This is a genomic window from Deinococcus aquaedulcis (assembly GCF_019693445.1).
GTDB classification, from domain to species: domain Bacteria; phylum Deinococcota; class Deinococci; order Deinococcales; family Deinococcaceae; genus Deinococcus; species Deinococcus aquaedulcis.
This window is the reverse complement of sequence record NZ_JAHRBL010000028.1, coordinates 1-14,288: the sequence shown is the minus strand read 5'-3', so window position 1 is coordinate 14,288 and position 14,288 is coordinate 1. Positions and strand designations below refer to the sequence as shown.

At 65.5% G+C, this 14,288-nt stretch carries 7 protein-coding genes; 4 read left to right on the top strand and 3 right to left on the bottom strand.

What is annotated here, in order from left to right:
• Positions 1–132 precede the first annotated feature (132 nt).
• On the bottom strand, positions 133–2,193 hold the full coding sequence (locus KMW22_RS17980) for a 3'-5' exonuclease (RefSeq protein WP_221091407.1): 2,061 nt from the start codon (positions 2,191–2,193) through the stop codon (positions 133–135).
• Positions 2,190–3,047: a hypothetical protein gene (locus KMW22_RS17975; RefSeq protein ID WP_221091406.1), complete on the bottom strand. Its 858-nt coding sequence runs from the start codon at positions 3,045–3,047 to the stop codon at positions 2,190–2,192. Before KMW22_RS17975 ends, KMW22_RS17980 begins: the two co-directional genes overlap by 4 nt.
• A 149-nt stretch (positions 3,048–3,196) precedes the next feature.
• Here KMW22_RS17975 and KMW22_RS17970 point away from each other — a divergent pair, with 149 nt between their 5' ends.
• The 4 genes from KMW22_RS17970 to KMW22_RS19690 all read left to right on the top strand — a co-directional run bounded on the left by KMW22_RS17970 (position 3,197) and on the right by KMW22_RS19690 (position 10,995).
• The gene (locus KMW22_RS17970; RefSeq protein ID WP_221091405.1) at positions 3,197–5,902 is read left to right on the top strand and encodes a PD-(D/E)XK nuclease family protein; all 2,706 of its coding nucleotides are present in this window, start codon (positions 3,197–3,199) and stop codon (positions 5,900–5,902) included.
• The gene (locus tag KMW22_RS17965) at positions 5,899–9,126 is read left to right on the top strand and encodes a UvrD-helicase domain-containing protein (protein ID WP_221091404.1); all 3,228 of its coding nucleotides are present in this window, start codon (positions 5,899–5,901) and stop codon (positions 9,124–9,126) included. Before KMW22_RS17970 ends, KMW22_RS17965 begins: the two co-directional genes overlap by 4 nt.
• Positions 9,110–10,069 carry a helix-turn-helix transcriptional regulator gene (locus KMW22_RS17960; RefSeq protein WP_221091403.1) on the top strand — a complete coding sequence of 320 codons (960 nt, stop codon included), beginning with the start codon at positions 9,110–9,112 and terminating at the stop codon, positions 10,067–10,069. Before KMW22_RS17965 ends, KMW22_RS17960 begins: the two co-directional genes overlap by 17 nt.
• 92 nt (positions 10,070–10,161) lie before the next feature.
• Complete coding sequence (locus KMW22_RS19690) at positions 10,162–10,995, top strand: restriction endonuclease (protein ID WP_221091402.1); 834 nt, start codon at positions 10,162–10,164, stop codon at positions 10,993–10,995.
• Between the two features lie 444 nt (positions 10,996–11,439).
• On the opposite strand, the gene KMW22_RS17950 is transcribed toward KMW22_RS19690, so the two are convergent.
• The gene (locus tag KMW22_RS17950) at positions 11,440–12,825 is read right to left on the bottom strand and encodes a replication initiator protein A (protein ID WP_221091401.1); all 1,386 of its coding nucleotides are present in this window, start codon (positions 12,823–12,825) and stop codon (positions 11,440–11,442) included.
• Between the last annotated feature and the right edge of the window lie 1,463 nt (positions 12,826–14,288).

The window sequence follows — 14,288 nt, the reverse complement described above, 5'->3', positions numbered from 1 at the left end:
AGCATAGGGAGTGGCGGGCGGCCCAAGTGGAACCGAACGCCGAACCTCGACCGCTCAGCCGGAACGCTGTGAACATCCTCATACCGGCAGTGTGCTGCCCAGTGGCGTCAGTGAGTGACGCCACTGAACGGTTCAGTCCACGGCAGGCCGTGTCACCGCCAATGGGGCCAGAAACCGGCTGCCCTCCCCGGAGTACGTCAGCAGCAGCCAGTCCCGCGCCCTGGTGGCCGCCACGTACAGCAGGTGCCGCTCATGGGCGATGAAATCCTCCTGATCCCCTGGATCGGTGAGCTCGGCGAGGCGCTGCGCCGAAGGCAGCGCTTCATCGTTCAAGCCAACGACGGCCACCGCACGGTATTCCAGACCCTTCGCCCGGTGCATGGTCGACACACTGACGAAGCGTGGATCAGGGGCGTCCTCGGTTTGCCCCACCACGGCCGCCGGATGCCCGCTGATGGCCTGGACCCTGGCCGCTGTGGTGGCCGGATCATGGCGGGTGAACACGGCGATCTGCGCCGGGCTCAGCCCTTCGGCCAGACGGTCCTTCAGCCAGCGCCCCAGGTGCTCAAACTCCTTCTCGGAGTCCGGCAGCCGCCGCACTTCCGGCGCCGGCCCCTGAAAGCGCGAGAGCGTCAGGCGCTGCTCGACGGTCTCATCGGCGTCACGGATGGTGCCCGGGAGCACCCGGTCGGCGAGTTCGCGGATCTGACGTGAGGTGCGGTAATTGAGTTTCAGGCAGGTACTGCGGCCCTGGAAGTTCAGGCCCAGCGACTTCATCGAAAAGGCTCGCTGAAAGATGCGCTGCCCCTCGTCCATGGCCAGCAGCAGATGATCCGAGCCGCCGTCAGTCAACGCGAGCAGAAAGCGAACTTCACTCGGCCCGAGGTCCTGGGCTTCATCGGCAATCACATGGTCAAAGCGCGCGGGCTCGCCCTGCAGGCGGTCGGTCACCGCCTCGCACATGGTTCGCCAGGTAAAGCGGCGGCTCGTCTCAAGACCGGCCCGGAAGTGGTCGACAGCGCGCCACACGTCCTGGCGGCCCCGCAGGCCTAGAGGCGTTCCGCGGCCGGTGCGCCGAACATCTCGGTACGCCTCCCAGGTGCGCAGGCCCTGCGCTTCGATCACGCCGCGCCACTCGGCCAGCAGGAATTCTGGCGTCAGGGAGATCCCCAGGGCGTTGATCGCCTGGGCAAACCGCGCTTTGAGGACGGCTGTGTTGTCCTCTGGCTCCCGGTGAGGCAGCCCAAGCTCAGCGGAGATCTGACGGGCCAGCGCGTGGACGGTCACCACAGTAATCCTCTGCCGGGCCGCCGGCTCCAGATTCAGGGCGCTGAGCATCTCTTCAAGGTGCGTGACCAGCGCCCGGGTGTACGTGGTCAGCAGCACCCGCCCGCCGGCCCGCGCGAGGCGCGCGGCTCGGTGCACGGCGACGACGGTCTTGCCAGTGCCAGCCCCACCCGTCAACCGCGCCGCGCCGCTGTAGGTCCGCTCGACGACCCGGTGCTGGGACGGGTGGAGAAACACGGTCCATTCCTGCCAGGAGCCGCCCAGAGCGGCCTCAAGGGCCGCCTCATTCTCGGCCACGGCGAACAGCCGCCGGGCATCGGGATGCAGAAAGGGATCTCCACCCGCAGGTTCTGGTGGCGAGACGAGTTCACCGGACATGAGACTCAGGAGCCGCTCGGCCACCTCCTCCGGCAACAGATCGAGCAGGATGTGGGCGTTGCGTGTGGTGGCGTGCCGGACAGTCTGCATGAGGCGCTCGGGTACGCCCAGCTGCAGGAGGTATTCGGCATCGTAGCTGGAAAACGGGCGCTCCTCCGTCACTTCTGTGACGCGGGTGATCACCTCCGTACGCTCCTCGAGTTCCACCACCTGCATGGCGCCGGTGTACGGGTGCACTTCCATCCGGCGCCGGCTGGCCCAGTCATACGCCTTGTCGTGATGGTCCGCGTAGAGAATCACGTAGTCCTGCCCCTGGTGGTACACGATCACCCGGTAGTCCATGTTGGGCGAGACGCTGTAGAGGTTGGGCGTTTCCAGACCGTGCCAGCGCAGGCCCGGCCGGGGACGTCCCCCGGAAACGACGTCAAGGTGCAGCTGCATGACGGCGTCACGCACCAGCTTCTGGTCCTGATTGGGGAACTGCCCGAGGCGCCGGATAAAGGGCTGGGCCAGGACCAGTCGGGTCACAGCCGACCTGCCGCCTGCAGGTGCGCGCGGGTTTCCTGCGCGACCCGTTCCACGGTCAGGTGCTTGTACCAGGTGCTGCCCTGATAGCCGTTGGGCACCGGCTGACCAGGTTCACACACGACCACGGCGCTGGGGGGCTGACCCCACATCATGATGGCCGCGCCGCGCACCTGATGGCCCTGCATCATGTCCACGTGCACGTCGTCGGGTACGGGAACGCCCAGGGCAGCGAGCGCCTGGGCGAGCGGGTAGAACCGCGGGTTCATCAGGCCCCACAGCTCATCCCAGCCGGCCGGGGCAGCCGGCAGGCCAGCTGGAGCGCCAGAGGATGTGCCCGACGCGGGCGTCGCCTGTTCCGGCGAGGAGACAGCTTCGGGTGCCGGGATTGGTGGTGGGCTGATCGGACCCGCGGGCTCAGCGGGCGTCACCTGTGGCTCCGGAGCAGACTGGCCGCTCTCACGCGCCGCATCCCGCTCTGCTTCCGGCGCTCCAGCCCAGGGCACAAACACTGCGTCCGCTGCGTATTGATCAAGCAGGGTCAGCAGGGCCTGAAGCTGATGGCCCGCGTCGCGCTCAGTCACCATGGTCGCGATCACCAGGCTGGCCTGATCCCCCTGAGCGTCCAGCCTGGACAGGGGATGGGCGGCGCTGAACGCCTGAATGTGCTCTGCCGCCGGAGCCGGTCGTGGCAGGCGGCATTCCACTTCACACAGCCCGGTGCCCGGGCCAAGCGGGCGAACACGGATGCGGGCAGGCTGGCCGTAATACCGGAAAGTCAGGGCGTCTGCCTGGGGAGCTCCGGGCCGGTAGCCCTCCTGCTGCAAGGTGGCGTGGGCGGCCTGGAGGATGGACATGCGCCTCAATGTACTGGAGCCCTGGACCGGAGGAACCCCCACTGACCCCCCCGGTGTGGGCACGACACTGGGTGACGCGAAGCGGTGCTAGCGTGCGCACCATACGGCCTCACGGGGCCTCTCCTTTTGCCTTCTGCCCCTGAGGTGTCATGACCCGCACGCTGATCATCCACCCTTCGCCCAACCTCCTGCGGCATCAGGCCAGGACCCATCTGAGCCGCGAAACCGCCTTGACTCTGGTCCCGAACCTGGCCGCCGGGCGTTCTCTGAGACAGCTGACGCGTCAGGCGCTGCCCACCACCACATTTGGCCAGCTGGCCCGCCGGCAGCTGACCCACGCCGGCTGGCGCCCACTGGCCGCCGGGGAGCGCGAGGCCCGCTTGAGCGAGCTGCTGACCCGGCTGAACCTCGAGTACTTCGGGGCCATCCTGGACCGCCCGGGAACAGCGGCCGCCCTGAGTGACGTGATCCGCGCCCTGCTGCGCTCGGACGCTTCCCGGTTGCCCCCAGGGCGCAGCCCACGGGAACAGGACCTGGTCCGGCTGCACCGCGCGTGGGTGCTGGAACTGCTGCGGGACACGCTGTTTGACGCGGCCGTGCCTGAATTCTTCGCGTCCCGCGTCGCCCTGGCCCCTCAACCCGTCACGGTGAGCGGCTTTGCCTACCTGGACGCGGCCCAGATCGCCTACCTCGACCGGCTGGCGGCCGATGGCAGCGTTATGTTCCTCCCGACGGCGGGCCCGGGGGGGCTCTCGGAAGCCCAGCGGACAGCGCAGGCCCTGCGTGGGCGCGGCTGGACACTGGCCGAAGCCCAGAGCGACCTGCACGAGCGCGATCCCTGGCTGGCCCGCCCAGGGGATCAGGCCGCCCGGGCGGTCCTGCCGTCTGCCACCGGACAGGCGCCCGAGGTGACCGTGCTGGCCCTGAGCAGCGTGGTCGAGGAAACCCGTGAGGTGCTGCGGCAGGTCAAGGTGGCCCATCAGGAGGACGGCGTGCCCTGGCATGACCTGGCCATCGTGGTCCGCGACGAGTCGGCCTACCTCGCCCCCCTGCTGGAGAGTGCCCGGCGCTACGGGGTTCCCCTGCTCAGTCAGGCCCGTCAGCCGCTGCTGGCCACGCCACTGGGGAGCTTCCTGCGGGCCTGGGTTGAAGCGGGACTCGAGGACTGGCCGTTTGCCCGGACGGTCGAGGTGCTCACGCACCCGTTGGCTGACCTGCCGCTGGACGTCGAAGCGGCGCGCCGGCGCTTTGGCCGCCGGACGCCCAGCGGCCTGCATGTCTGGGAGGCGGGCACGGCCCTGGACGTCCTGGCCTGGCCGGAGCACGCCAGCGGTGAAAGCTACCTGCACGCCCTCACGCGGGGTCTGGAGGCACTGGGCGTACTGGAGCGGCAACGGCAGGACGCCGGACTAGGCTTAGGGCTGGCGGCCCTCCGGGCCGCCCTAGAGCCGCTCAGCGGGCTGCCCGTACTCCCACGCCAGACGTTTCTGCAGCACCTGAAAGCCACACTCGCGTCCGGCACAGTGCCCGTCCTGCCCGGCAAGGGCGGTGTCCGCGTCTCAACGCCGCTGGGAACCCTCGGCCGGTCCTTCCGGGCCGTGTGGGTCCTGGGACTCAGCGAGGGCCTCTTCCCAAAGCCAGTGGCGGACCCGCCACTTCTGGATGCCCAGCTGCGGGCCTTCTGGTCACAGAGCGGGGTCTATCTGCCCGGCGCCATGGAGTCGCAGGCCATCGAGCACGCCCTGTTCTTTCATGCGCTGGCGTGCGCGCGCGGCCAGCTGACACTGACCCGGCCGGAAGTCATCACGGGCGGCAAGCGGGCGCCAGCCAGTCCCTTCCTGCGCCGCTTCTCCCGCGGAGCCGTGCCGGGCGAGGTGCACGCCGCGAGCCCACAGGAAGCCCGGTTGCTCCAGGCCCGCGCCGGTTTGCTGTCCGACGAGCACGTTATGGGCCGCGCCCTGCAGGAGGACCGCCGCGAGCGGGGCCAGGACCCCGGCCCACGGTTTCCCGGCGTGATGAATCCAGACACCTGGACCTGGAGTGCCAGCCAGTTTCATACCTACGGCGCCTGCCGGTACCGCTGGTTTGCTGGCAAGATCATGCGACTGGAGGCTCCCGCCGAGCCGCAGAGCGGTCTGGACGCCCTGGGGCGGGGCAGCCTGTACCACGGGACCCTGGAACGGCTGCTCGCGCCCCACGTCGGGCGCCCAACGCCAGATGCGGACACGTTGACGGCCGGTGTGCCGGACGCTCTTGATGCGGCGGCCGCAGAACTCCTGGCCGAGGGCGCGATTGATCTGGGGCCAATGTGGCGCTCTGAGCGCCGCGACCACGTGCAGGCGCTGCAGAAGGCCGTGATGACACCGGAGTTTCTGCCCTCGGGTGTTCAGATTGAGGCCCTGGAGCAGCGTCTTGAGGGACACGTGGTGGTGGATGGACAGGCCTGGGCGGTTCAGGGCTACGTGGACCGGGTGGACGTCACGCCGAGCGGGGAGCGCGTCGTCACCGATTACAAGCTCAGCGCCTATATCAGTCACGTGCGCGACGCCGAGAATGTCCTGACCACGGAGGTGCAGCTGCCGCTGTATCTCACCCTGACCGGCGCCCAGGTCGGCCGGTATTTCAGTCTGAATCAGGCCAAGGACTTGCTGAAAACCGGCCCAGGAGAGCCCAGCAGCAAAACGCCATGGCCGTCCAAGCAGCTGGCCTTTGAGGGCTTCGTGCGCCGTATGCGCCAGGACCTCCTGACGGGTGACTTCCGGGCCCTGCCGGACGTGAAGGCGCAGGCCTGCACCTTGTGCGACCTGCAGCCGGTCTGCCGCTTCCAGGCCTTTGTGACGGGAGAGACCGCATGACGCTGACCCAGGAACAAACCTTGATCACCGAGTACCGGGGCAGCGTCTCCATTGACGCGGGGGCCGGCAGCGGCAAGACCTTCGTCCTGACCCGGCGTCTGCTGGGCCTGCTGACGCACGACCTGGCTGCAGAGGAACTCGTGGCGGTCACCTTCACAGAAGCGGCCGCCGCGGAGTTGCGTGGCCGCCTGCAGGCACTGCTCGATGAGGAAGCGCAGCGCCGGGCGCAGCCCCGGGTGGTGGCGGCGGCGCAGGCCCTGCCCCTGGCGCAGATCAGCACCATCCACGCCCTGTGTACCCGCATCATCCGGGAACATCCCGTCGAGAGCGGCGCGGGGCTGCGTTTCGAGGTCCTCGATGAAGCGGGCGCCGAGGTCTGGCTCGACCAGACCCTGCCGCAGGTGCTGGGCGCCCTGAACCCTGAAGCGTTCGGGCACCTGCCCACCGGGTTGGCCAGGGAAGCGGTGGCGCTGATGCTGCGCGATCCCCAGCGCGCTGAAGACGCCCTGCGGGTGTCGCTGGCGGAACACGACGCCCGGCGGGAGAACCTCGAAGCCCAGCTGGCCGAGCAGGCCGAGGCTGCAGCTCAGGTGTGGGCTGAACAGCTCACGGTGCTGGCCGCACACGCCTGCCCGGACCCCGCAGACGCCCTGGAACTGGCCCGTCAGGCCGCCCTCCAGGCCGCAGCGGTCCAGGGCAGCTGGCCCGCCCGTCAGGCGGCCATGCGCGCCGCCCTGTCAGGAACAAGGGCCAATGCCGGGAATGCCAAGGTCTGGGGCAGCGCCAAGGCCCCGGTGCTGCGCGCCGTGGCCAGGCTCAAGAGCCTGGCTTCCCCGGACAGCGCCCTGGAAAGCGAGTACTGGCAACTCAGGGCTATTCCAGTGCTGGAGGGGCTTTACCGGGAAGTGCAGGCGCGGCTGGACACCCTGAAAGCGCAGCAGGAGCGGTTGACCTTTGCCGACCTGGAGCGGCTGGCAGCGCGGGCGCTGTCGTTTGCGCACGTTCGTGAGTACTACGCTTCACGCTGGAAGGCCGTGTTCGTGGACGAGTTTCAGGACACGTCTCCCCTGCAGTGGGAGATCCTGAGTGCGATCAGCAGCGGGGGCGTCACCTTCACCGTGGTGGGTGACGAAAAGCAGAGTATCTATGCTTTTCGCGGGGCGGACGTGCGGCTCTTCCGCAAGGCCAGGGAGCAGATAGTCACTTCTGGTGGACAAAGCCGCGCCCTGAGCCGGTCGTTCCGGACCCATCAGGCCCTGGTGGATGTTCTGAACGCTTTTTTCCAGCATTACATGCCGGGACCGGTGGGCAAGGGGTCGACCGCCGCGACCTTCGCGCCACTCACTGCTCACCGCACGGAGAAGCCGTCCGCTGCCCCCTCCTGCGAACTGCATGTCATCAGTGGCCCCGTCAACAAGCCGGTGCTGCGCTCTGCTGAAAGTGACCTGCTGGCGCACCGCATCCAGAGCCTGATGGCGGAAGGCCGGGTCGTTCAGGAAGGCCAGGAGCTTCGTCCCCTGACCTACCGCGATATCGCGGTCCTGTTCCGGGCGCGGACGAACCTGCCCATCTATGAGTCCGCGCTCTTCCATGCCGGCATTCCCTACACCGTTCAGGGCGGCCGCGGCCTGCTGACCCGGCCGGAGGTGCGCGACCTGATGCATCTGCTGCTGTTCCTGGCGCGGCCAGGTGACGATGTGGCCCTGGCCGCCGTGCTGCGCAGCCCGCTGGTGGGTTGGGAGGATGAGGCCCTGCTGGCCGCCAGTCAGGGCCGCGTGGCCGGGCAGAGCCTCTGGAGCGCCCTTCAAGCAGCAGCGCTGACCCCGCCTCTGCTGCTTGATCTGCTTGACCGCCGCGCGAGTACCGGCGCCAGTGGTCTGGTGACCCACGCTCTGGAGGCGAGTGAGCACGGCGTCATCATGGCAAGCCTGCCCGACGGTACGCGCCGGCTGGCCAATATCGACGCGTTTCTAGCGCTGCTGCACAGTCTGGCCCTACAGGGCCAGGGCGACGTGAGCGCCGCAGCCCGGGCACTGCGCGACACCCGGCGGCTTGACCTCGCCGTTCCGGAAGCGAACCTCGCCTCCGATGACGCCGTGCAGCTGATGACCATTCACGGCAGCAAGGGATTGGAATTCCCGGTGGTCATGGTGCCGGACCTGCTGGCCCAGGGCCGCGCAGACAGTTCCCCGCTGCTGATGGACGCTGAGCGTGGCCTGGCCCTGCGGGTACCGGGCCTGAAACCCGAGCAGCAGCCCGGGCCGCACCAGCGCCTGCAGGACCTTCAGGCCGAGCGCCGCGCCGCCGAGAACGAGCGGATCATGTACGTGGCCCTGACCCGCGCGGCAGACACCTTGATTCTGAGCGTGCCCGCCAAGGTCAGCGAAACGGCGGAGGCCGCCCGGATTTCCAGCATGTTTCCGCAGGACGACGTCGCCCGGTACGCGTATGCACCGGGACAGATTCCGCGTCCGGCGCCGCAGCTTCGTCAGCGCACCGGGACGGTACGTACCTCAGCCGCCAGCTCGGGTGTGGCGCTGCCCGAGTCCCTGCCGGCCACCTCTATCGGTGTGTACCTGACCTGCCCGAAAGCCTTTGAGTTCCGGTATGTCACGGGACGGCCCCCCTTCACGCGGCTGTGGGAGCCTGAAACGCAGCGCCTGGAAGGGGGCGCGGGCGGGGCGCTGATCGGGTCGGCCGTGCACCAGGCCATCGAGTTGGAACTGAGTGGGCCGCAGATCATGGCCCGCTTTGCCCACTTGAGCTTTGAACAGCGGCAGGAGGTTGCGGCGTTGAGCGGCAAACTGGGTACGCCAACATTTTCGGCCCTGGCGGGTCAGGAGCCCAGGCGGGAAGTGCCGGTCTCGCACGCCGTGAATGGCGTGACGTTCGAAGGCGTGGTCGACGCGCTGTACGAGGATTGGATCGTGGACTTCAAGACCGACCGGCACGTCCAGCCCGACCATCATGCCGCGCAACTTGCACTGTATCTGGACGCCACGGGCGCCTCCCGGGCGAGCTTGGCTTACCTGCGCCACGACCTGCTGTACGACCTCTCCAGGACCGAACTGGAACAGGCGAAGAGCGAGATGACACGCATGGTCAGTGGCGTGCGGGCGCACGACTTTACCCCGGCCCCGAGTCCGGAACGTTGCCGGTGGTGTCAATACCGGCAGGTCTGTAGCGCCTCAGCGGCAAAGGAGTTTCATGGAACTGGACACTAAGACGAGGCGGCTGCGGGCCGTGCTGGATCTCCTCACGGACGCCGAGTGCAGCACCGGTGAGATCATGCAGCGCCTGAAGCTGGCGCCAGAAAAACGCCGGTCGGTGCAACGGGACCTCGCTGAACTGATCGATCAGGGTGAAGTCGAGCTGACGTCGGCTGGCTGCTACCGCCGGATCAAACGGTCCCGTGAGCTCAATCCGGTTCAGGCACTGGCGGTGTACAGCGCGGCGCGGATGCTCTTTCATCACGCCGCCGAGTACAACGAGCATTACCTCGCGGCACTGGAAAAGCTCGCGCAGGACCTTCCTCTGCGCGCCCGTCGCGTGGCGCTGCAGGCCAATGAGGTGTACAAGGCGCGCCGGGGCGGGCGGAGCTCCCTGGTGTTTGAAGTGGCGGCCCAGGCGTGGATGGACGGCAAGATCCTGCAGTGCACCTATCACTCCCAGCGGCGGGCGTCGAAGCTGGAGCTGGCCATTTATTTCATCGAGGTCAATGCGCGCAACCGCGAGGCTTATGCCATTGGCATCAACCGCCTGCTGGATGATCCGCAGCCCTATGTGTACCGCCTCTCCCGCATGCAGCACCCAACCCTGACCAATCAGGAATACGACATTCCCGAGGATTTTCACCCGCTGCGCTTCCTCTCGAGCGCCTGGGGCATCATGTCCGGCGCAGCCACCCGGGTCGAATTGTTTTTCAGCCCAGCTGTCAAGGCGCGCGTGGCAGAAGAGTACTTTGGGCACCACGCTGAGCCGCCAGTGCTATTGGGATCCGGGCACACCCGGGTGGTGCTCAACGTGGGCAACTGGCTTGAGCTGGTGCCCTGGATTCTGGGGTGGGGCGGTGAGGTTGAAGTCATCGCGCCTCAGGAGCTCCGGGCGCAGGTGGCCCTGTCGCTGCGCAAGGGCGCGGGGCTCTACGAGGCGCCTGTCCCGGCCTGACTGTCACGGACTGTGGGCCAGTGCCTTCGTACAGAAAGCAGGGAGGCCAGGATCGCTTCTCTGCCTGAACCCTCTGAGAGGAACTCAACCCAGTGACGCGTAAATCTCCTGTTCGCAAACTCAGGTCGGCTGCCCGTCCAAAGATCACGCCGGGACAGGCCGCGCTTCTTGAGGCCCTGACACAGGTCATGCAGGGTACGCAGGGGCCGCAGGTCTTTTCGGATGTGTTACGCCGCCTTGACGCACAGAACGTTCAGACCGGCGCGTCCAACATCTTCGATGCAGTCATGATTGACCGGGACGTGCGGGCGCTGGCTGGTCAACAGCCACGATTCGAGGTGACAGCTAACAAGCAGTTGCGTTGGTTGGGCGAGGGGACAGCGTCAGCCATCATGTCAAAGCCACCGCGCGAAGCCCCGGGGAAGACGACTCAGAAAATAAGGCGGTCTTCCAAAGTGACGGTGCGTCCAGAACCCGCAGCAGCGTTGCCAAAGAAGCGTGCCCCAAGCCGCAAAGCTTTGCTTCGGGAGTTCCTGAAGCTGACGCCTACGGAGTTCGAGCGGTTGTGCGCCCGGGTCATGACAGCCATCGGCGTGCAAGACGTTCAGGAGACGCATCCTACAAATGACGCGGGGGTGGACGTGCGGGGCTTACTGGTCATTGAGGATCTCATTCGCATTCGCGTGGCCGTGCAGGTGAAACGGTATAAAGGCAATGTCTCTCGCCCGGAAGTACAGAAGCTGCGTGGCAGCCTGTCGCACGGAGAGGTCGGGTGGTTCATGACCACTGGGGATTACAGTCCAGGGGCGCAGGAGGAAGCGAAAGCCTCCGACCGGCAGCCGATCTCCCTCCTGAACGGTCTGGAAATCGCAGACCTCGTGTTGAAATACAGTGTGCCGCTGACGGGTGACGGGGAAGACCAATAGCGCTCATGGATCCGAGCAAGTCGCTCGGTGGAGGCCCAGGGTTATTCCACGGGATGAAGCGCTGACGCGTAGCTGGGCAGCCCCATCCGGGTCGGGCGTGCAGGTGGCCACATTGCGTTGGCACTGGACGCCGGCTGGGAGTGGGCCGCTGACACGTCAGCGCACCCAGAGTAAGTTGGCCACCGGGGACATCAAGCGATCAATGCCTGTTTGACAGTCAATGCAGCGGTCAACGCCTCTCCGGGCCAGCGGCGGGGTGGCTCAGGCACGCTGGTTTTAACTTTGAATTCCAAGTGCATCGGCCATCGCCACCTCGCCATACGGGGGCCGTCTTCACGTTGAATGGTGACGCCAACCCTCGCCCCAACACCGTCTGACAGACTTTTGGCCCACCTGCGTCCGCCATACAACCGGCTATAGGTTCGCGTCAGTTGACCGGCGTGTTCAACGCAACGTGTCACGCAACCGATCCACGAAAGCCTGGAGCTCAAGGCGGGCCTGCGCCGCACTGAGCTCATGCAGCAGGCTGCCGGCCTGAAGTTGACCAGTCTGACAGGCCCGTTCCAGCGCGTCCCACTGCGCAGCGGACAGCTGCTTGCTCAGGAGCAGCTTTAAGGGCCTCCGGGTGCGTTCCCACTGGGTCTGTGATGAAGCCGCCAGCAGTTCAAGCCGCTCCAGTTCGGTTCGCCGCTGGGCCTCGATCTCAGCGGCCTGAATGCGGGCACGGCTCTTCTCCCGCCCCTCTTCGGGGTTATGGTCAGGCCGCGGCGCGCTCAGCACGTACTTCTCGGGCCGCTGCAACATGTCGTTGATCAGTCCACCTGGCTTGCGCACACTTCCAGGCTTCTCGCGCATGGTGGCTTGCACGTAACGAACGACTTCCTCCACGCGGTCGCCCTTCTCCTTGGCGAGTTTGTTCGCTGCTGGCGCGGCCACGCCACTGTCAACAAGCAGGCGCACCAAGGCCGGATCCGGATCATCGAGGCTGGCAAAGACGTAGGTCAGTGTGGTGGTCGCGCGGGTACCAGCCACGCGGACGTCCCGCAGATAGCCCTGGGCGACGAGTTCCTCGTGGGCTTCATTCAGCGCGCGCAGCGTCTTACTGGGCTTTCCGTCCGTAATGCCGCAGGCCAGACGCCAGTCTTCCAGCCGGACAGCCAGTGACCGTTGCTGCTCTCCCGTATCGGCGTACCGGTGGGCTTCCAGAAGTCGGTATAAAGCCCGCGCTGGGGGCTGCTCAATGCCTGTGAGAATTTTATGCTCGAGGGCCTGCGTAAATCCTAGACGGATGCTGTTGGCCATGTGCGTTCCCAGCTGAATCGTCAACGTCGCATTGGGAACAAACTCACGGGTCGCCTCGAACTGGTCGCTTCCATCGATATCCCAGTAACTCAGGTCGTTGATCATCCGCATGCGTTTGACATTCCGGAGCTTGCGGCCGTCAGGCAGGTGCCATCCATCTGTGACCGTTACGTTGGTGTACCAGAGGCGGTCGAGGCACTCGCGCAGGCGGTGGAAGCTTTTGCCATTCAGCGGAAGAAAGCTCGCAGCACGCAGTTCATATGCCGTGGTGTGCAGGCGGTTGTCCTCTGGGCAGGAGCGGGCTGCAAACAGGCTCTCGATTCCAATCACCACGTTGGTATCGATGCCCCGCGGCCGACCGTGAAGCGCCTCTGCAGCAACGCCGAATGAGCGACCAGCGATCTCAAAGGCGCTGCTCCAGGACCGGCTGGCCTCATCGTCCAGTCGAGTCTGGATACTCACCACACCCAGACGGGCGAAATTCCGTTCGTCCACTTTGGGCAGTGCCTGTTGCCGGTCCTTTTTCATGCGCCTCCTGAAGATGTTGATTGTCTTTTAAAAGATATAAAAGAAACAACAACAAAGAAAGGGAACAAACCGCGTCCTGGTCGTACTTTCCAGTCACAAACGGGACAAAGGAGTCTCTGCTTGTGCCACGCTCTGGACCCGAACGGCACAAAGGTGTCCCCATCGAGGAGCGTATCGGCCCAAAGTGATCTGAAATTCCTGTGGTGGGGCAGAAAGGGGCGTCAAACCTTGAGTACGTCGTTCGAGCGGTACAAAAATTCATCAATGGTACAAAGGGGTCCTGCCTGGAAAACCTGCCCCTTTGTGCCGTTGATGGGGACACCTTTGTGCCCCTTTCTGCTAGCCATCGATACGCGCAGGTCAGTGAAAATCCAGCACCGGTTCATCAACGGCACAAAGGTGTCCCTATATGATCGGCCGCCGAACGCACAGAAAAGGAGAGAGGTTGACTCCAAAACGGCACAAAGGTGTCCCGCCTTCCGCTGAGAAGAGAGAGCCAATCTTCTAAGGTTCAGATCAGCGCTCGACGATCTCACCTGGGTAACCTGCGTGTAGACTTCCGGAAGGTGATCAGAGTCCAAGGGCCAAAGACTGCGGTCGGGTCTTCAGAAGGTTTCCGAGGAACAAGCGCAGCATCCGGATGCTCAAGCGCCCTCCATCACCTGTCCTCCAGGAGCAGGCACGTCCTTCCCGCTACCAATGCTGTTGGTCTAGCGGCCCAGTGGCAGGAACACCTTACCGGCGATCTGAGCGGCAGCAAGGGCCTCAGAACCTCCTGCTGTGATGAACAACTGCGTGGGCTGAATGCTCAGCCGGCGCAGAGGCGGTACCATCAGTCACCCTCTCGGTCCTCACCACCGTGGTATGTCGAGGTCATCTTCCACGCCTCACGCCTCTTTATGCAGGCTATACAGATGCTCAGCAATCCGCCGCCGCTGCCAGAACGGCATGTACGAACGGCTCTGGCTACGCTTGGGCACTCGTTCGAGGAGAGTTCGAAAGGCCATGAGGTGCGCGCTCAAGCCATACAGCTCTATCTGCAGGGAGGGAGCAATGTCTTGATCCTGATGACGCGGACGCGAACGCAATCCATGGACGAGGCCCTGAAGATGGTGGCCACGCGGCAACGGCCCTGACTGTTCTGGTGGTGCCACGCCTCACACCATCTGATACGGAGCTCTTCTGATTCCAGGACTAGTCAGGGGAAACGCCCCCATGCCTTTCCAGCTTCACAGCCCTGTTTTTCTCGGGCTCAGTCCGCCCGCCTTTCAAGATCGACTTGCTGGGAATCTGAACTATCTGCTGTAACGCCTCAAAAAAGTTGGGACCAGCGGGCTTTAAAACTCAGGAGTTGCACCTTGTATAGCGGAGTGAATAGCCGTGCTGGTGGAGAAATTCCTCGTTCTTGAGGAAGGTTCGGAGCAGGCGGTTCAAATACACGCTCGGCATCACCGTCATCAGGG

Bases quoted from the DNA above. Each gene is read 5' to 3' on its own strand.
- KMW22_RS17950 (WP_221091401.1), bottom strand. From the start codon at position 12,825: ATGAAAAAGGACCGGCAACAGGCACTGCCCAAAGTGGACGAACGGAAT.
- KMW22_RS17975 (WP_221091406.1), bottom strand. From the start codon at position 3,047: ATGTCCATCCTCCAGGCCGCCCACGCCACCTTGCAGCAGGAGGGCTAC.
- KMW22_RS17960 (WP_221091403.1), top strand. From the start codon at position 9,110: ATGGAACTGGACACTAAGACGAGGCGGCTGCGGGCCGTGCTGGATCTC.
- KMW22_RS17970 (WP_221091405.1), top strand. From the start codon at position 3,197: ATGACCCGCACGCTGATCATCCACCCTTCGCCCAACCTCCTGCGGCAT.
- KMW22_RS17965 (WP_221091404.1), top strand. From the start codon at position 5,899: ATGACGCTGACCCAGGAACAAACCTTGATCACCGAGTACCGGGGCAGC.